Source organism: Microbacterium sp. EYE_78 (assembly GCF_023149035.1).
In the GTDB taxonomy this organism is placed as follows: Bacteria; Actinomycetota; Actinomycetes; order Actinomycetales; family Microbacteriaceae; genus Microbacterium.
Genome location: NZ_JAHXMY010000002.1, coordinates 409,411 through 426,458, shown reverse-complemented (window position 1 = coordinate 426,458; position 17,048 = coordinate 409,411). Strand labels below are relative to the sequence as shown.

General features: G+C 71.2%; 17 protein-coding genes. 8 read left to right on the top strand and 9 right to left on the bottom strand.

Annotated features, from left to right (window positions below; genetic code table 11):
• Positions 1-123 precede the first annotated feature (123 nt).
• Positions 124-819, bottom strand: a complete 696-nt coding sequence (locus tag KZX17_RS09095; protein WP_282443648.1) for an AraC family transcriptional regulator — start codon at positions 817-819, stop codon at positions 124-126.
• A 155-nt stretch (positions 820-974) separates the two neighbouring features.
• Between KZX17_RS09095 and cynS the strand changes: the two genes are divergently transcribed.
• Positions 975-1,445, top strand: a complete 471-nt coding sequence (gene cynS / locus KZX17_RS09090) for a cyanase (protein ID WP_248172311.1) — start codon at positions 975-977, stop codon at positions 1,443-1,445.
• On the opposite strand, the gene KZX17_RS09085 is transcribed toward cynS, so the two are convergent.
• Both KZX17_RS09085 and KZX17_RS09080 read right to left on the bottom strand, forming a co-directional pair.
• Positions 1,446-2,003 (bottom strand): TetR/AcrR family transcriptional regulator, encoded by a 558-nt coding sequence (locus KZX17_RS09085; protein WP_248172309.1) that lies wholly within the window; start codon positions 2,001-2,003, stop codon positions 1,446-1,448.
• The gene (locus KZX17_RS09080; RefSeq protein ID WP_248172307.1) at positions 1,987-2,586 is read right to left on the bottom strand and encodes a sugar O-acetyltransferase; all 600 of its coding nucleotides are present in this window, start codon (positions 2,584-2,586) and stop codon (positions 1,987-1,989) included. The genes KZX17_RS09085 and KZX17_RS09080 overlap by 17 nt, the downstream gene beginning before the upstream one ends.
• 53 nt (positions 2,587-2,639) lie before the next feature.
• On the opposite strand from KZX17_RS09080, the gene KZX17_RS09075 reads away from it, so the two are divergent.
• Positions 2,640-3,848 (top strand): MFS transporter, encoded by a 1,209-nt coding sequence (locus tag KZX17_RS09075; RefSeq protein ID WP_248172305.1) that lies wholly within the window; start codon positions 2,640-2,642, stop codon positions 3,846-3,848.
• Positions 3,849-3,870: 22 nt separating this feature from the next.
• Here KZX17_RS09075 and KZX17_RS09070 read toward each other — a convergent pair whose 3' ends face one another.
• The 3 genes from KZX17_RS09070 to KZX17_RS09060 all read right to left on the bottom strand — a co-directional run bounded on the left by KZX17_RS09070 (position 3,871) and on the right by KZX17_RS09060 (position 6,487).
• Positions 3,871-4,368: an HNH endonuclease gene (locus KZX17_RS09070; RefSeq protein WP_248172304.1), complete on the bottom strand. Its 498-nt coding sequence runs from the start codon at positions 4,366-4,368 to the stop codon at positions 3,871-3,873.
• Positions 4,369-4,681: 313 nt separating this feature from the next.
• Positions 4,682-5,560: a M23 family metallopeptidase gene (locus KZX17_RS09065; RefSeq protein ID WP_248172302.1), complete on the bottom strand. Its 879-nt coding sequence runs from the start codon at positions 5,558-5,560 to the stop codon at positions 4,682-4,684.
• Positions 5,561-5,782: 222 nt separating this feature from the next.
• Positions 5,783-6,487, bottom strand: a complete 705-nt coding sequence (locus tag KZX17_RS09060; protein ID WP_248172300.1) for a metal-dependent transcriptional regulator — start codon at positions 6,485-6,487, stop codon at positions 5,783-5,785.
• Positions 6,488-6,596: 109 nt separating this feature from the next.
• Here KZX17_RS09060 and serC point away from each other — a divergent pair, with 109 nt between their 5' ends.
• Positions 6,597-7,715, top strand: a complete 1,119-nt coding sequence (gene serC / locus KZX17_RS09055) for a phosphoserine transaminase (protein WP_248172298.1) — start codon at positions 6,597-6,599, stop codon at positions 7,713-7,715.
• Between the two features lie 78 nt (positions 7,716-7,793).
• Here the strand turns inward: serC and KZX17_RS09050 are convergent, their stop codons facing one another.
• Positions 7,794-8,765 (bottom strand): DUF3027 domain-containing protein, encoded by a 972-nt coding sequence (locus tag KZX17_RS09050; protein ID WP_248172296.1) that lies wholly within the window; start codon positions 8,763-8,765, stop codon positions 7,794-7,796.
• The gene (locus KZX17_RS09045) at positions 8,758-9,141 is read right to left on the bottom strand and encodes a cold-shock protein (RefSeq protein ID WP_248172294.1); all 384 of its coding nucleotides are present in this window, start codon (positions 9,139-9,141) and stop codon (positions 8,758-8,760) included. The genes KZX17_RS09050 and KZX17_RS09045 overlap by 8 nt, the downstream gene beginning before the upstream one ends.
• Before the next feature lie 105 nt (positions 9,142-9,246).
• Here KZX17_RS09045 and KZX17_RS09040 point away from each other — a divergent pair, with 105 nt between their 5' ends.
• The 3 genes from KZX17_RS09040 (at position 9,247) to KZX17_RS09030 (ending at position 13,017) form a co-directional block, all read left to right on the top strand.
• Positions 9,247-9,525, top strand: coding sequence for a multidrug ABC transporter ATPase (locus KZX17_RS09040; protein ID WP_248172292.1), 279 nt, complete (start codon positions 9,247-9,249; stop codon positions 9,523-9,525).
• Positions 9,526-9,527: 2 nt separating this feature from the next.
• Positions 9,528-11,234 carry a helicase-associated domain-containing protein gene (locus KZX17_RS09035; RefSeq protein WP_248172290.1) on the top strand — a complete coding sequence of 569 codons (1,707 nt, stop codon included), beginning with the start codon at positions 9,528-9,530 and terminating at the stop codon, positions 11,232-11,234.
• A 139-nt stretch (positions 11,235-11,373) separates the two neighbouring features.
• Entirely contained in the window at positions 11,374-13,017 is a 1,644-nt protein-coding gene (locus tag KZX17_RS09030) for a DNA repair helicase XPB (RefSeq protein WP_248172288.1), read from the top strand.
• A 10-nt stretch (positions 13,018-13,027) separates the two neighbouring features.
• Here the strand turns inward: KZX17_RS09030 and KZX17_RS09025 are convergent, their stop codons facing one another.
• On the bottom strand, positions 13,028-14,401 hold the full coding sequence (locus KZX17_RS09025; protein ID WP_248172286.1) for a type II CAAX endopeptidase family protein: 1,374 nt from the start codon (positions 14,399-14,401) through the stop codon (positions 13,028-13,030).
• Between the two features lie 99 nt (positions 14,402-14,500).
• Here KZX17_RS09025 and KZX17_RS09020 point away from each other — a divergent pair, with 99 nt between their 5' ends.
• Both KZX17_RS09020 and KZX17_RS09015 read left to right on the top strand, forming a co-directional pair.
• Positions 14,501-15,193 (top strand): response regulator transcription factor, encoded by a 693-nt coding sequence (locus tag KZX17_RS09020; RefSeq protein ID WP_248172278.1) that lies wholly within the window; start codon positions 14,501-14,503, stop codon positions 15,191-15,193.
• A 139-nt stretch (positions 15,194-15,332) separates the two neighbouring features.
• Complete coding sequence (locus tag KZX17_RS09015) at positions 15,333-16,937, top strand: cell wall metabolism sensor histidine kinase WalK (protein ID WP_248174769.1); 1,605 nt, start codon at positions 15,333-15,335, stop codon at positions 16,935-16,937.
• The last annotated feature ends 111 nt before the right edge of the window (positions 16,938-17,048 follow it).

Genomic DNA, 17,048 nt, shown 5'->3' with positions numbered 1-17,048 from the left:
CATCAGGCCCGTTCTCGAATTCGGAGATCCGCGTCGGATTCGGATCACCACCCGCATTCCGATCCGAATCCGGCGACATCCTCCGAATCCGACGACACCCCGAACCCGCCGGCAGCGCGCCCCTCAGCCCGCCGCGCGCGCGACCGCCCCGGGCGCGACGCCGAACCGGCGCCGGAACGCCCGCGCGAAGGTGCCCGGGTCGCGGAAGCCCGCGGCGTACCCGGCGGCGGCCACCGGCATCCCGTCGCGCAGCAGCACCTCCGCAGACGCCAGTCGGTGCTCGCGGATGAGCGCGGCGGGACTCTCCCCCGCTCGGCCCAGCACGGCCTGCACCGTGCGCACCGACACGTGGGCGTCGCGCGCGAGCACGTCGACGCCGAACTCCGGGTCGCGGTGGCGCGCCGCGATCTGCGCGCGTAGAGCGGATGCCGTGGGCACACCCCTCGCGACCGGCACACCCGGCTGCGCGGCGAACGACAGCAGCCGGTGCTCCGGCAGCGGCAGCTCGGCCACCCGCCAGGCGACGTCGACCGGCCGGCCCGCGCTCGTGACGAAGACCTCGAACCCGCGCGGATCGCCGCCGTGCGCGGACGCGTGGACGATCGGGCATTCGTGCGCGGGATAGGCGGAGCCGTCGGGGCGGCAGGCGTGCAGCGCCTCGTGGCTCGGCCCGCCGACGAGTCCACGGGCGTCGGCGTAGCCGAGCAGGCGGCCCGCGGCGGCGTTCACGTGGGCGACGGCCCCACCGGGTCCGATCACCCACAGCGGCTGCGGCACAGCATCCACCACCGCGTGCATCCACTCCTCCACCGCCGCCATGCGCCCACGCTAGACACCCCGCTTTGCCCCGCCGCGTCGCGCGCGTTTCGACCGTGTCACGCGTGCGCGGAACGCCGGCATCCGTGCGCGTTCTTCCTGTCAGGCCACCCGCCGCGACTGGTCCGATGGGACGAACCCCGACGAGAGGACGTCCCATGGCACTCCCCCAGATCATCAGCAAGCAGACCGCCAGCGCACTGATCGACGAGGCGCGACGCACGAGCGGCCTCTCGTGGGACGCCGTCAGCGAGCTCATCGGACGTCCGCCGGTGTGGACCGCCGCCGCCGTCCTCGGCATGCACGCACTGTCCGACGTCGAAGCCGAACGCCTCGGCGATGCCCTGGGCCTCGACGAGGCGATCGTCCACGCCCTCACCCGCCAGCCGAATCGTGCGGCCGAGGCCGACCTGTCGAGCGACCCCACGATCTACCGCTTCCACGAGCTCGTGCAGGTCTACGGCCCCGCGCTCAAGGCGCTCATCCACGACCGGTTCGGCGACGGCATCATGAGCGCCATCAACTGCAGCATCTCGCTCGACCGCGTCCCGCACCCCGACGGGGACCGCGTCGTCATCACGATCGACGGCAAGTTCCTGCCGTACGCGTGGGTCGAATCCGGCAGCTGATCAGCCGATCACCCGGCGCACCGCGTCGGCGGCCGTCCCGACCGGCGGCGCCTCGATGTCGAGGGCGCGGTGGATCGTCAGCCCCTCGATCAGGGCGTCCAGGATGCGGGCGGTCGCCGCGTCGAAGTGCGCCTCGAGGGCCGCTCGACTCCGCGCCATCCACGCGTTCGTCAGCGAACGGTAGCCGGGATCGTGCGCGGCGAGCGTGTAGAGCTCGTGTGTGAGGACGAGCTCGCCGCGGTCGGCCAGCACGTCGAACTCGATGAGTTCGACGATGGCCGTCGCCGCGGCATCCCTCGTCTGCGCCTCGGCCATGCGCGCGACGAACCGGTCGCTGACGGTCTCGCTGAACCGGGTGAACGCCTCGCGCAGCAGGGCGTCCATCGTCACGAAGTGATACGTCACCGACCCGAGCGGCACGTCCGCCGCGGCGGCGATGCGTCTCGCGGACGCTCCCGCCACCCCGGATTCCGCGATCACCTCGAGGCATGCGTCGACGATGCGGTCGCGGCGCTCGGGATCCATCCGGCGCGGCCGGGGATCAGCCGCGGTCGTCATCGCCGATCTCACGGATCACGCGGGCGGGGTTGCCGACCGCGACGACGTTCGCGGGGATGTCTCGCGTCACGACCGATCCCGCCCCGATCACGGAGTTGTCGCCGATCGTCACGCCCGGGCACACGATGACCCCGCCGCCGAGCCACACGTTGTCGCCGAGCGTGATCGGCTTCGCCGCCTCGAGCTTGTCGCGTCGCGGCTGCGGGGCGATCGGGTGCGTCGGCGTGAGCAGCTGCACGTTCGGACCGAGCTGGCAGTCCTCCCCGATCACGATCGGGGCGACGTCGAGCGCGGTCAGGTTGTAGTTGACGAACGTCCGCGCGCCGACGTGGATGTTCTCGCCGTAGTCGACGAACAGCGGCGGCTTGATCTCCACATCCGGCCCGAGGGTGCCGACGAGGTCGCTCAGGATGCCCCGCGCCCCCTCGTCCCCTGCGACGACCGCGCGGTGGTAGGCGTCGCTGAGCACCACGGCCTTGCGGGCGATGCGGGCACTCTCGGGGTCGTCGGCGATGTACAGCTCGCCCGCCAGCATCCGTTCGCGGTTCGTACGCGGATCTCCCGCGAAGTAGTCGGTCGACATGCGTCCTCCGTTCCTTGCGTACGATCGTACACACGACGTGTACGATCGTACGCATGCCCACCGTCGTCCCTCCCGAGGTCCGTCGCGCCCGCTTCGCGGTCTCCGCCCTCTTCCTCACCAACGGCGCCCTCTTCGCGAACATCGTCCCGCGGCTGCCGGAGATCAAAGAGACGCTCGGCGTCGACACCGCCGTCTACGGCCTGCTGCTCGCGGCGTGGCCGCTCGGCTCGTTCGTCCTGGGCCTGCTGGCCGCTCCCCTCATGCGCCGCTTCGGCTCGGCGCCCGTCGCCGCCGTCGGCACCGTCCTCATCGCGATCGCCCTGCTGTCTGCGGGCTTCGCGCCGACCGCGATCCTGTTCGCGATCCCGATGTTCCTCGGCGGTGCGCTCGACGCCATCGTCGACGTCGGACAGAACACCCACGGCCTCGAGGTGCAGCGCCGGTTCGGCCGCTCCATCATCAACTCCCTCCACGCGATCTGGTCCGTCGGCGCCGTCCTCGGCGGCGCGATGGCCGCCGGCGCCATCGCCCTTGGGGTCCCGGTGCCCGTGCACCTCGCGATCGCAGGCGTGGTGTTCTCGGCATCCGCCCTCATCGCGTGGCGGTTCTGCCTGCCGCGCACCGGCGAGCGCTCCCTCGATGACACGACCGGCGCGGCTCCCGTCGTCCCGACGGTGCGACCCGGCATCCGCGCGATCGCGCTGCTGGCAGCGCTCGTCGTCATCGCGATCGCGGGCGCGATGGTCGAGGACCTCGGCAGTTCGTGGTCGACGCTCTACCTCTCCGATTCCCTCGGCGCGATCGGTGCGATCGCCGCGACGGGGTACATCGCCCTCATCGGCGCGCAGTTCGTCGGACGGATGCTCGGCGACCGCTTCACCGACCGCTTCGGTGCTGTGGCCGTGGCACGGGCAGGCGGCATCCTGATCGCGCTCGGCCTCGGCCTCGCACTCGCCTTCCCGACCATCCCCGGCACGATCATCGGGCTCGCGGCAGCCGGCTTCGGGTCGGCGACGATCGTGCCCGCTGCGATGCACGCCGCGGACGAGATGCCGGGCCTGCGCGCAGGGTCGGGACTCACGTTCCTCGCCTGGCTCATGCGCCTCGGCTTCCTCTTCGCGCCGCCCGCCGTCGGCCTGCTCGCCGAGCAGACCGACCTGCGGACCGCGCTGATCGTCTACCCGATCGCCGGCGCCATCGTCGTGCTGCTGGCGTTCACCCTGCGTCCCCGCCGCGCTGTGCAGGACCGCGCGAGGCACTGAGGCCGCGAGGCGGCACGCACCGCTACGCCGCGAGGGCCAGGTACGGCTCCCAGGCGGGGTCGGTGCGCTCGGTGCCGCGCACGCGCCAACCGGCGCCGTGCGGCGGCAGCGGCATCCATCGCAGCTCCCAGCGCATCTCCTGCGGCGTGCGATCGCCCTTCATGTTGTTGCAGCGCAGGCACGCCGCGACGAGGTTCTCCCATGAGTCCGCTCCCCCGCGCGAGCGCGGCATGACGTGGTCGATCGTCGTGGCGCTCTTGCCGCAGTACGCGCAGCGGTGCCCGTCGCGGCGCAGCACGCCCCGCCGGGTCACCGGCACCCGGCGGCCGGCCGGGATGCGCACGTACCGGGTGAGCAGGATCACCGCCGGGCGGTCGAACACGTCGTGGGCGGCCCAGACGGGATCCTCCTCGACGCGCTCGATGATGGTGGCCTTCTCGGTCATGACGAGCACGAGGGCCCGCTTGAAGGAGATGACGGCCAGGGGTTCGTAACCTGCGTTCAGCACCAAGGTGCGCATGGGAGTGTCCTCTCGAACTGCCGTGACGGCTTCAGCGGCTTTCCGGTTCTGCGAAGCGACGCGGTGCGGGCGAGAGGGTGCGGGCACGAAAAAAGACGCCGTCATAGTGACAGCGCCTTGATCGCACGACCGAAGTCGTGGTGATGGTGGTGCACGTGATGCCGCAGCACATGGCGACCTAGCGCATTCCGGTTGCGAATGCGGGGTTCGATGTCCATACGGCTTCCCCTCGGCTCACACGAGCGTCGGGGTCAGAGTAATGCACCCCGGTGGACCCGGGGGTGAACAGCAGGAGAACGGATGCGTCGTGTCGTCAGCCGGCGTTGGCCTGCAGCCACGACTCGGCGTTCGTGTAGCCGTTGTTCACGCGGATCTCGAGGTGCAGGTGGGTGCCGTTGGCGCGGCCGGTGTCGCCGACCTGGCCGATCAGCTGACCAGCCGAGACCCGGTCTCCGACCGACACGCGACGCGTGCCCCAGTCCATGTGCGCGTAGAGCGACGTGACGTTGGTGCCGCCGACGTTGTGCGAGATCTTCACGTACACGCCCCAGCCGGGGCCCGACTCGGACGAGGCGACGACGGTGCCGTCGGCGACCGAGTAAATCGGCTCGCCGCGACCGACCATGTAGTCCGTGCCCTTGTGTCCGGCATACGGGCGGCCGAAGTTGTCGAAGCGGGCGAGCGGACGGCGGACCGTGCCGGAGCCGGGGGCGACGAGGGGAACGGACGACGAGTAGCTCGACGACTGCCCGTCGCCGGAGCTGCTGCTCGCGGCGCTGGCGGCGGCAAGGCGCGCGGCGAGCGCAGCCTTGGCGGCCTTCGCGGCGGCCTCCTTCTCCTTCTTCTCCTGGATCTCCTCGGGCGTGGTCGCGGAGTACCCTCCGCGCTCGAGGGTCTCGGGAGTGCCCTCCGACGCGACGACGAGCGACTGCGCGTCGTCGGCGGAGACCTGCTGCAGCGTGACGGCCTCGGCGACGTCGCCTCGATCCGCCGCTGCGAAGGCGGGGATGGCCACGGTCGCGACCATGCCGGCGACTGCGGCCAGGGTCACGAAGCTGCGGACGGGGTGGGTCTTGCCGGTCGCTGACCGGACAGCCGGCGTCTTCGCCGGCGTGCGACGGATCAGGCGACCTTTTCGGGGGGCCGTCGACGCCTCAGAAATCTCGTTCGACGGGTGGAACTCTTCAGCCAAGCTATCCTCCGGCGCCTCCGCATCCAGGGGGGTTCGGATGCTGGTTCGTCGGCACTCAGTGTCGGGCACAGATGTACGGGGCACTCCGCGAACGACGAACCGATGAGGCAACTCGAGGAGCGGTCCGTGGCGGGCTTCTCGCCGTTGGACCCTCCGAGGCTACCCGAAGGTAACGAATAAGTCACGCTCGAGCGGGCGGATGCCCCGGCTCGCGGCGGATGCTCAGGCGGCGCGGGCGTCGACGATGAAGATGTGCGAGGCGACTTCGACGGGGAGTTCGAGGGCCTCGTCGACGTCGTCCATCTCGACGAGGACGTACCCCTCGCTGAACCGGAACGAGCCGGTCCGGCCGGGCACGACACCCGCGTCGCGCAGCTGCGACAGCAGTTCGGGGTCGACCTGGATGGGCTCGGCCAGGCGGCGGATGCTGGCGCTCACCGGGCCGTCGGCATCGTTCAGATGACGGACGAGTCCGACCACACCGCTGTCGAAGGCGTTCGCCGGCACGTCGCCCAGCTGGTCGAGCCCCGGGATCGGGTTGCCGTACGGCGATTCCGTCGGGTGGTCGAGCAGTTCGATGAGACGTCGCTCGACGAGCTCGCTCATCACGTGCTCCCAGCGGCAGGCCTCCTCGTGCACGTACGCCCAGTCCAGGCCGATCACGTCCGAGAGCAGGCGCTCGGCGAGGCGGTGCTTGCGCATGACGTCGACGGCCTTCTGGCGCCCCGAGCCGGTGAGCTCGAGCTTCCGGTCCTCCGACACGACGACGAGGCCGTCGCGCTCCATGCGCCCGATGGTCTGCGAGACGGTCGGACCGGAGTGCCCGAGGCGCTCCGAGATGCGGGCGCGCAGCGGCGTGATGCCCTCCTCCTCGAGCTCGAGGATGGTGCGCAGATACATCTCGGTGGTGTCGATGAGATCGGTCATCAGGGGCCTTTTCGCGCGGGGTGACAGTGCCTCTCCAGCCTATCCGGCGCCGGGTCACCGGGGCGTCACACGGCGGGGCGCACCGGGGCCCGCGCTTTAGACTCTCGGCATGGCGACTGTGACCCTTCCCCGTGAGATCCTCCCCGTCGACGGACGCTTCGGCTGCGGCCCCTCAAAGGTGCGCGCCGAGCAGCTCGAGGCGCTCGTCACGCAGGGGGCGTCGCTGCTGGGCACTTCGCACCGCCAGGCGCCCGTGAAGGACCTCGTCGGTCGCACGCGGTCCGGCCTCGCGGAGCTGTTCCGCCTTCCCGACGGCTACGAGATCCTCCTCGGCAACGGCGGCTCGACCGCGTTCTGGGACGCGGCGTCCTTCGGTCTCATCGAGAAGCGCGCCCAGAACCTCGTGTTCGGCGAGTTCGGCGGCAAGTTCGCGAAAGCGGCGGGTGCTCCGTGGCTCGAGGCGCCGGATGTCCGCAAGGCCGAGCCCGGCTCGAGTGCCGCGCCCGAGGCCGTCGAAGGCGTCGACGTCTACGCATGGCCGCACAACGAGACCTCCACGGGCGTCTCGACGGCGATCTCGCGTGTGCATGGCGACGCCGGCGCGCTGACGGTCGTCGACGCGACGAGCGCGGCGGGCGGCATCGACCTCGACATCGCCCAGACGGACGTCTACTACTTCGCTCCGCAGAAGAACCTCGGCTCGGACGGCGGCCTCTGGTACGCCGCGGTGTCGCCGGCCGCGATCGAGCGGATCGAGCGGGTCGCGGCATCCGGTCGGTACATCCCCGAGTTCCTGAGCCTCAAGAACGCGCTCGACAACTCGCGCCTGGAGCAGACGCTCAACACCCCGGCCATCGCGACCCTGCAGCTCCTGGACACGCAGCTGCAGTGGATCAACGGCAACGGCGGCCTCGCCTGGGCGGGGGCCCGCACCGCGGAGTCCTCGGGCGCCCTGTACGAATGGGCGGATGCCGCATCCTTCGCGACGCCGTTCGTCGCCGACCCGGCCGACCGCTCCCCCGTCGTCGTCACGATCGACTTCGACGAGTCCGTCGACGCGGCCGCGATCGCGAAGAGCCTCCGCGCGAACGGCATCGTCGACACCGAGCCGTACCGCAAGCTCGGACGCAACCAGCTGCGCGTCGCGACCTTCGTCTCCATCGAGCCCGCCGACGTGCGGCAGCTCATCGCGGCGATCGACTACACGGTCGAGCACCTCGCGGACTGACCCCCGACGCGGAACGGCCCCGTGGGTGTCCACCCTCGGGGCCGTTCTCGTCTCGCGTCGGCACGGATGCCGCGACGCTCAGTACTCGCGCAGCGATTCGCCGTCGTCCGAGTCGTCGTCCTCGTCGGAGTCATCCTCGTCCGAATCGTCGTCCTCGTCGGCGTCATCCTCGTCCGAGTCGTCATCCTCGTCGGCGTCATCCTCGTCCGAGTCGTCATCCTCGTCCGAGTCATCCTCGTCGTCCGAGTCATCCTCTTCGTCGGAGTCGTCGTCCTCGTCCGAGTCATCCTCGTCGTCGGAGTCGTCCTCGGAGTCGTCCTCCTCGTCGAGCTCGTCGATGTCGACGCCGTCGACGTCGCCCGCGTGGAGGATCGGCGACCCGTCGCTGTCGAAGTCCGCACCGTCGAGATCGTCGACGTCCTCGTCATCGGCTGCCTCGTCGTCATCGAGGTCGTCGTCCGACTCGTCGTCCTCGGCGTCGGTCGCTGCCGCCTGCGCCGCCTGGTACTCGGCGAGCCGCTCGGCCCACGGCAGCCATTCCGGAGCAAGCAATGCGCCGTCGCCGGGAAGCAGCTCGACCTCGAGCACAGTGGGCTCCGCGTCCTCGACGACCGCGACGCTCACCGTCCAGAACCAGCCGGGGTAGCCGGCGAGCCGGTTCGCGAACCGCAGCGAGACAACGCCGCCGTCCTCGACGACGGAGTCGGCCGCAGCGCCGATCGACGACTCCGGAGTGACCTCGAGCAGTGCGGCGCGGGCGAGCTCGTGCGCCTCGAACAGTCGCGGATCGATCTGCGTCGGCTCGGCGGGCTCCGAGGACTGTCCGTCGGTCCCCGCCTTGGTCTCGGCCGAGTCGTCCGCCTGCGGCGACGCGTCGGTCTCCGCGGCCGCCGACTCGTCGGCGATCTCGATCAGTGATTCGCCGACGTCGCCCGAGGCGGCCTCGTCCGCCGCCGCGTTGCGGGCTGCGGCATCCGCGATCTCGTCCTCGGCGGCGACGTCGACGATGGGCTCGACGTCCGCGGGACGCTGTTCGTCGGACTCAGGCATCGAGGTCTTCGGCGACCTTGCGGAGGACGGCGGCGACCTTCTTGCCGTGCGATCCGCTCGGGTACCGCCCGTGGCGCAGATCCCCGCCGATGCCGTCGAGCAGCTTCACGAGGTCCTCGATGATGACCGCCATGTCGTCGGCGGGCTTGCGATTGCGCTTGCTGAGGCTGACGGGTGCGTCCAAGACCCGGACGGCGAGCGCCTGCAGACCGCGACGACCGTCGGCGACACCGAACTCGAGTCGCGTGCCGGGCTTCATCGTCTCGGTCCCGGCGGGAAGCGCCGTCGCGTGCAGGAAGACGTCCTGGCCGTCATCGGTGGTGATGAAGCCGAAGCCCTTCGCCTCGTCGTAGAACCTGACCTTGCCGGTGGGCATGTGTCTGACCTCGCTGTTCGAGCCCGCGCGCGGGCATGGAAAAGTGGGACCGTCTCAGCCCCCCTCCCAGCCTACGACACGACGGCGAGCCGCTACTCTGATCGGATGAGCACTCAGCCCCCGGCCGGCGATCTGCCCGTCCGCCGCGTCGACCGCATCCTCGCGTTCATGTCGCTGGGGCTGCTGATCCTGTCGGTCGTGTGCTTCTTCTCGATCATCATCGCGAGCGGCCCCCTCGGCCTCGAGCAGTCCGACTTCGCCGGCGGCGCCTGGCCGGTCGTGACGCTCGTCGTCTACATCGCCCCGCCGATCGCGTTCGCCCTGCTGCTGACGCTGCTGATCATGACCTTCGTTAGAAGGGGCCGGGCGAACAAGGGCCGCTGATCGTGACCGCCTCCGACGCTCGCGCGCTCGCGACCCGCCTCGCGACCCTCGACCCGGATGCCCTCGCGATCATCTTCGACCTGCGCCGGGTGAACCCCGCCGTCACCTGGACCGACTTCTTCGACGCCGCCGACGCCCTCCTCGACCCCGCCGCCGTCGGGCGCGCGGTCGCCGAGCTCGCCGACCGCGATGCCGCCGCTCTGCGGACCGCGATCGACCACGGTGGCCCGGTCGCAGCACCGCTCCGAGACGCCCTGCGCGACGCTGCCCTCGTGGGCGACGACGGACGCCCGTACGACGCGGTCGCCGCCGCCCTGGCCGCAGCCGAGCCCGTCGACGCCCCCGCACTGTTCGGCGGCGCCCCGGAATCCCCCGCGGCCGCGGCCGAGCGCGCCTTCGACGCGGTCGCCTCACTCGCCGACATCCTGCACGCGGCCGCCCGCGCCCCGCTCGCCCGCATCGGCTCCGGCGCGCTCAGCGCCAACGATCGGCGTCGCCTCGTCGAGATCGGCGCCGCCACGACCTCCGCCGACGCCGATGCGCTCGTCGGGATCGCAGTCGAGACCGGCCTGCTGGCGGGCTCGGAGCGGTCGTGGCTCGTGACCGAGGCAGGCACGTCCTGGCTCGGTACCCGCACCCTCGCGCGTTGGCTCGAGGTCGCCGGACGCCTGCGCGACCGGATGCCGCGAGCCCTCCGCTCGAGCGACGGCGGCTGGCGGCCCGCGTCGGAGTGGGCGTCTGCGCACCCGTTCGACCCGGTGTGGCCCGAGCGCGTCACCGCCCTCGCGACCATGTTCGTGCAGTGGGCCGCGCTCGGCCCCGACGGCGTGCCGCCGGAGTGGGCGGCGGGTCTCGCGGACGGCCGGGATGCCGACGCCGACGCCCTGCGCGCGCTGCTCCCCCACGAGGTCGACAAGGTCTACCTGCAGAACGACCTGACCGCCATCGCGCCGGGTCCCCTCGAGCCACGCCTCGACCAGCGGCTGCGCACGGCCGCGCGGCGCGAATCGCGTGCGCAGGCGGCGACCTACCGGTTCACCGCCGACACGATCGGTGCCGCCTTCGCCGCCGGCGAGACCGCGGCATCCCTCACCTCGTTCCTCAGCGAACTGTCGCTCACGGGGTTGCCGCAGCCCCTGGCGTACGAGATCGAGCGTGCCGCGACGAGGCACGGCGCGCTGCGCGTCGGTCCCGATGCACAGGGCTTCACCCGGGTCACCGGCGACCGCGACCTGCTCGAGGCGCTGAACGTCGACCAGGCGCTGCGCCCGCTGGGTCTCGTGCTCGACCGCGACGCACTCCTCACACGCACGGGAGCCGACACGACGTTCTGGATGCTCGCCGACGCCCGCTACCCTGTGCTGGCGGTGGATGCCGCCGGTGCCCCGCGCGCGCTGGATCGTCATCAGACCGCCGACACCGACGCCCCGGTCGCCTCGGCGGGTGAGCGCTACGCGACCCTCATCGGCGCACTGCGGGACAGCCTCTCGGAGGACGCGGATGCCGCCTGGCTCGAACGTGAACTCGAGCAGGCGGTCCGCACCCGCGCGACCATCGACATCGTCGTGCGGATGCCCGACGGCACCGAACGCGCGGTCACCCTCGAGGCCGCGGGCCTCGGCGGCGGGCGGCTGCGCGGTCGGGACCGGGCCGCCGACGTCGAGCGCACCCTGCCCCTGTCGAGCATCGTCAGCGTGCGCCCCGCCTGACACCGGCAACGAACCGCCTCGCATGGTCGCGACGGCAGATCGGAGACGACCGTCTGCGACGGGCCGACGCGAAAGCGCCCCGAGGGCGACGGATGCCGGGCGACGCCGCCCCGCGACGGCCCCGGTAGACTTGTCCGCTATGGCTGACGGCCCCCTCATCGTCCAGAGCGACCGCACGGTGCTGCTCGAAGTGGCGCACCCCGACGCGGAGAACGCTCGGCACGAACTCGCGATCTTCGCCGAGCTCGAACGCGCCCCCGAGCACATCCACACCTACCGGATCACCCGGCTGGGGCTCTGGAACGCGCGGGCCGCCGGCCACGACGCCGAGGACATGCTCGCGACGCTCGAGAAGTGGGCGAAGTTCCCCGTCCCCCCGTCGGTGTCCATCGACCTCCGCGAGACGGTGGGCCGCTACGGCCGCCTGGTGATCGAGCGGGATGCCGAGGGCGTGCTGATCCTGCGCTCCACCGACAAGGCCGTCCTGGCCGAGATCGCGCGGAACCGCCGCATCCAGCCCCTCCTCATCGCCCACCCGACGCCCGACACCTACGTCATCGACGCGTGGGCGCGCGGGCAGATCAAGCAGGAGCTGCTGAAGATCGGCTGGCCCGCCGAGGACCACGCGGGCTTCACGCCCGGCACCCCGCACGAGATCGAGCTGCACGAGGACGGCTGGTCCCTGCGCCCGTACCAGCGCAAGGCCGTCGACATCTTCAGCGAGGGCGGGTCGGGTGTCGTCGTCCTCCCCTGCGGCGCGGGCAAGACGCTCGTGGGCGCCGCGGCGATGGCCGACACGAAGACGACGACCCTCATCCTCGTGACCAACACCGTGAGCGCCCGCCAGTGGCGCGACGAACTGCTCAAGCGCACCTCGCTCACGCCCGAGGAGATCGGCGAGTACTCCGGCCAGTCCAAGGAGGTCAAGCCGGTCACCATCGCGACGTACCAGATCCTCACGGCGAAGCGGAAGGGCGAGTACGCGCACCTCGCGCTGCTCGATGCGCTCGACTGGGGACTCATCGTGTACGACGAGGTGCATCTGCTCCCCGCCCCCGTCTTCAAGCTGACCGCCGACCTGCAGGCACGTCGCCGGCTCGGCCTCACCGCGACGCTCGTGCGCGAGGACGGCCGCGAGGGCGACGTCTTCAGCCTCATCGGCCCCAAGCGCTTCGACGCCCCGTGGAAGGAGATCGAGGCGCAGGGCTTCATCTCCCCCGCCGTCTGCTACGAGGTGCGCATCGACCTGCCGGCGTCCGATCGCCTCGAGTACGCGGCCTCCGCCGACGACGAGCGCTACCGCCTCGCGGCGACCGCGCACGCGAAGATCGACGTCGTCCGCGACCTCGTCGCGAAGCACGAGGGCGAGCAGATCCTCGTGATCGGCCAGTACCTCGACCAGATCGACATCCTCTCCGAGGAGCTCGGCGCGCCGAAGATCACCGGCTCCACACCCGTCGACGAGCGCGAGGTGCTCTTCGACGACTTCCGGCACGCCCGCATCCCTGTGCTCGTGGTGTCGAAGGTCGCGAACTTCTCCATCGACCTGCCCGACGCGTCAGTCGCGATCCAGGTGTCCGGCTCGTTCGGCTCCCGCCAGGAAGAGGCGCAACGACTCGGCCGACTGCTGCGGCCGAAGTCCAACGGACACAAGGCGAGCTTCTACACGCTCATCGCCCGCGACACCGTCGACCAGGACTTCGCGCAGAACCGGCAGCGATTCCTCGCCGAGCAGGGGTACAGCTACACGATCCTCGACGCCGACCGGCTGACCGCGGCGTGAGCCGTCGGGGTCAGTCCGCGGACGACCCCGACCCGCCGCCGGAGGAGCCGGCATCCGTCCCGCCTGCACCGCCGCCGTCGGAAGAGCCCGGCGACGGGCTGGCCGGCGCGTCGGGCGAAGGCGAGGCGTCCGGAGTGGGCGCATACTCCCCCCAGCGCGGTGCCTGGTTCGGTGCGAGCGGCGGCCCGTCGTACGGCGCCGGGATCGGCGGCCCGTCGACCGGCGGCTGCCCGTACACCGGGGGCTGCCCGTAGACCGGGGACTGCCCGTACACCGGCGGCTGCCCATACACCGGCGACTGCCCGTACACCGGCGGCTGCCCGTACACCGGCGGCTGCCCGTACACCGGCGGCTGCCCGTACACCGGCGGCTGGCCGTATGCGCTTGCGAAGACGGGGGCCGCGTACACCGGCTCGGGCGCGGGCGTGAGGCGCAGGGTCCGACGGCCGTCGCCGCGGCGCCACAGCCATTCGACGACTCCCACGAACGCGGCGATCATGACGGTGGACGACACCAGGCTCGCGAGGCTCGTCTCCGTCGCCGCCGCGTCGCTGAGCCCGAAGACGGAGAAGCCGAACGCGACGAGGTTGTTGACGACGTGCAGGGCGATGGCCGCCTCGAGCCCGCCGGTGCGCCACGTCAGCCAGCCGGCCGCGATCGCGAACACCCCGACGCTCGCCTGCCCCATCCAGTCGTAGAGGTGCCCCAGCACGAACAGCGGGACCGGGAGCAGGATCGCCCACGCGGGATGCTTCAACCAACGCCCGACGGTCTGCATGAGGTATCCGCGGAAGATGTACTCCTCCGCCGTCGCCTGGAAGGGCACGAGGAGCAGGACGATCAACAGCGACGCGACGAAGGCGGGGTTGTCCTCGGGCGCGACCAGGGTGCCGGCCGCCTCCTCGGCGGGGAGGAGGAACGTGAGCCCGGACACCACGATGTAGACGACGACGGCCGCACCCGCGCAGAGGAGGAGCCACTTCCAGCGGAGCGCTCCGGCCACGGACGAGATGAGTCCGACGCGGCGGCCGTTCACGATCCAGGACGAGAGCAGGTAGATCGGCCACAGGATCGCCAGCGAGAGCAGGATGACGGCGAGCCCCACCGGGTCCGTCACGTCGATCGTCAGCATCCGGTCCAGCATCGCGGTCGGGCTGGCGAGCGGGTCCGACACGACGACGGACACCGCGAAGACCGCACCGATGACGGTCGAGACGATGAGGTAGATCGTGATGCCGATGGCACCCGTCGCCAGCGGCGTCCACCACCCTCGACGGCGACGCGCGAAGAGCAGTCGGTGGAAGGCGAGGCCCGGCCCTGTGGCGTCTGCGGGCAGCGCCGGGGCGGGTCGGTGCGGGGCAGGGACGGGCGTCGGGACGGTCACCGTCCCATCCTGACGCACACTGCCCGGGGATAGTACCGCGAGGGCCCGCAGGACCGGAATGTCCAGCAAACCGATCGATTCCGGTGCCAGTATGGGCCTATGACCGCACCGCGCATCCTCGTCGTCGACGACGAGCCGAACATCCGGGACCTGCTGGTCACGAGCCTCCGGTTCGCCGGCTACCAGGTCCGCGCCGTCGCGAACGGCGCGCAGACGATCTCCGCCGTCCTCGAGGAAGAACCCGACCTCATCATCCTCGACGTGATGCTCCCCGACATGAACGGGTTCTCCGTGACCAAGCGCCTGCGCGGCGCCGGCTACACGGCTCCCATCCTCTTCCTCACCGCGAAGGATGCCACCGAGGACAAGATCGAGGGCCTCAACGTCGGCGGCGACGACTACGTCACGAAGCCCTTCAGCCTCGACGAGATCGTCGCGCGCATCCAGGCGATCCTGCGCCGCACGATGCAGGCCGATGAGGACTCGATCATCAAGGCCGGCGAGATCACCATGGATCAGGACACGCACGACGTCCAGGTCGGCGACGCATCGATCGATCTCTCCCCCACCGAGTTCAAGCTCCTCCGCTACCTGATGCTCAACCCCAACCGGGTGCTCAGCAAGGCGCAGATCCTCGACCACGTCTGGGAGTACGACTTCAACGGCGATGCCGGGATCGTCGAGAGCTACATCTCCTACCTCCGCCGGAAGATCGACCCGCACTCCTCCGAGCCGCTGATCCAGACCAAGCGCGGCTTCGGCTACATGCTGAAGGCCGACCGCACCTCCTGATCGGAGGCTCGACCTGAGCCGCTCGGACTCGCACGACCGCGTCACACGATGGTGGCGCGGCATCAGCCTGCGCGCGAAGGTCACCGGTGTCACGGTGAGCGTCCTCGCGTTCGGGCTGATCGGCGCCGGCGTCGGCACGATGATCTTCCTCCGCAACGCCCAGCTCGCCTCGGTCGATCAGTCGCTCACGCAGACGGTGACGACCGACATCGCGAGCAACCTCATGAACATCACCGTCGAGGACGGCGAGGCGACGTTCACGCCGATCGCGGCCGCACCGACCGACTTCTTCGTCGCGGTGTACAGCGGCAAGGGCGACGGGGAACGCGTCGCCGTCGCGGGCGGTCAGTCCGGCGTCTCGCCACCGGAGTTCCCGTCGTCCTTCCCCCTCGACGACACGGTGCTCTACGGCACGACCCCGTTCGACCTGGCCTCCGCCGACGGGACGATCCGCTACCGGGCCAGCGTCGACACCCTCCCGCTCGAAGGCTCCCGCGACTACTACACCCAGCTCGTCGCCCTGCCGCTCAGCGATGTGAACCGCACGGTCGGCAACTACATCGGCATCTACACGATCCTCGCCCTCTTCGTCATCCTGTGCAGCGCCGTGCTCACGCGCGGGCTCGTCACGCTCGCCTTCCGCGGGCTGGGGCAGGTCGAATCGACGGCCATGACGATCGCGAGCGGCGATTTCAGCCAGCGCATGACCGACGTCGCCCCCGGCACCGAGGTGGGCCGTCTGAAGACCGCCGTCAATGTGATGCTCGACCGGATCGACGAGGCGCTCGGCGAGCGCGACTCGACGGTCGACCGGATGCGGCGGTTCATCGGCGACGCGAGCCACGAACTGCGGACCCCCCTCGTCACCGTGCGGGGATACGCCGAGCTCTACCGGATGGGCGCCATCCAGGGGCACGAGGCCACAGCGCAGGCGATGGAGCGCATCGAGAAGGAGGCGATCAGGATGGGCGCCCTGGTCGAGGACCTCCTCGCCCTGGCTCGTCTGGACGAGCAGCGCGACTTCGCCGTGGTCCCCGTCGACCTCCGCCCGATCGCACGGGATGCCGCCCTCGACGCCCGCGCCGCCGCACCAGACCGCGAGGTCACCTTCACCGGGCAGACCCCGACCGCCGCCATCCCCCTGGCGGTGCTGACGGAGCCGGATGCTGCGCCGAAGCGCCCGCGCACCTCCATCGCAGGCGCCACGCGCCTGCTGCGGCGACGCCCCCGGCAGGCGGAGAAGACGGACGCCGCACCGCCGACAGCTCTCGAGACGGGTCCGATCGCCCGCCGGCTGCCGGTGCAGCCGGTCCCGATCGTCCTCGGCGACGAGAACCGCATCCGTCAGGTCGTGGCGAACCTGCTGGGCAACGCGCGCCGGTACACGCCCGAGGGGACCCCGATCGAGCTCTCCGTCGGCGTGGACCTCGACGCCGAGCGAGGATGGATCGCCGTGTCCGACCACGGCGAGGGTGTCCCGGAGCAGATCCGCGACAAGATCTTCCAGCGCTTCTGGCGCGCGGACTCGTCCCGCACCCGCGAGACCGGCGGCTCGGGCCTCGGCCTCTCGATCGTCGCGTCGATCGTCGCCGCGCTGCAGGGCAGCATCCGCGTCACCGACACCCCCGGCGGCGGGGCGACCTTCATCGTCTCGTTCCCCCTCGCGGTCGACCGCGCCACGGCCGGTCCCTACCTCGACCTCGCGACGCAGCCGCTCCCCCGGACGCCCGGAGCCGAGGACTGAGCCTCCTCCCCAACCGCCGCGGACCCGGACTCATCCCCGGGCGAACCCCGGTCTGCGGCGGCGCGGGCGCGCGCGCCTAGCGTGGCGGCATCCCTCCAGAAAGGAACCGCC

Coding starts and splice junctions, on each gene's coding strand:
- KZX17_RS09015 (WP_248174769.1), top strand. CDS start 15,333: ATGATCTTCCTCCGCAACGCCCAGCTCGCCTCGGTCGATCAGTCGCTC.
- KZX17_RS09030 (WP_248172288.1), top strand. CDS start 11,374: ATGGCTGACGGCCCCCTCATCGTCCAGAGCGACCGCACGGTGCTGCTC.
- KZX17_RS09060 (WP_248172300.1), bottom strand. CDS start 6,487: ATGACCGATCTCATCGACACCACCGAGATGTATCTGCGCACCATCCTC.
- KZX17_RS09080 (WP_248172307.1), bottom strand. CDS start 2,586: ATGTCGACCGACTACTTCGCGGGAGATCCGCGTACGAACCGCGAACGG.
- cynS (WP_248172311.1), top strand. CDS start 975: ATGGCACTCCCCCAGATCATCAGCAAGCAGACCGCCAGCGCACTGATC.
- KZX17_RS09050 (WP_248172296.1), bottom strand. CDS start 8,765: ATGCCTGAGTCCGACGAACAGCGTCCCGCGGACGTCGAGCCCATCGTC.
- KZX17_RS09075 (WP_248172305.1), top strand. CDS start 2,640: ATGCCCACCGTCGTCCCTCCCGAGGTCCGTCGCGCCCGCTTCGCGGTC.
- KZX17_RS09020 (WP_248172278.1), top strand. CDS start 14,501: ATGACCGCACCGCGCATCCTCGTCGTCGACGACGAGCCGAACATCCGG.
- KZX17_RS09095 (WP_282443648.1), bottom strand. CDS start 819: ATGGCGGCGGTGGAGGAGTGGATGCACGCGGTGGTGGATGCTGTGCCG.
- KZX17_RS09070 (WP_248172304.1), bottom strand. CDS start 4,368: ATGCGCACCTTGGTGCTGAACGCAGGTTACGAACCCCTGGCCGTCATC.
- KZX17_RS09040 (WP_248172292.1), top strand. CDS start 9,247: ATGAGCACTCAGCCCCCGGCCGGCGATCTGCCCGTCCGCCGCGTCGAC.
- serC (WP_248172298.1), top strand. CDS start 6,597: ATGGCGACTGTGACCCTTCCCCGTGAGATCCTCCCCGTCGACGGACGC.
- KZX17_RS09045 (WP_248172294.1), bottom strand. CDS start 9,141: ATGCCCACCGGCAAGGTCAGGTTCTACGACGAGGCGAAGGGCTTCGGC.
- KZX17_RS09085 (WP_248172309.1), bottom strand. CDS start 2,003: ATGACGACCGCGGCTGATCCCCGGCCGCGCCGGATGGATCCCGAGCGC.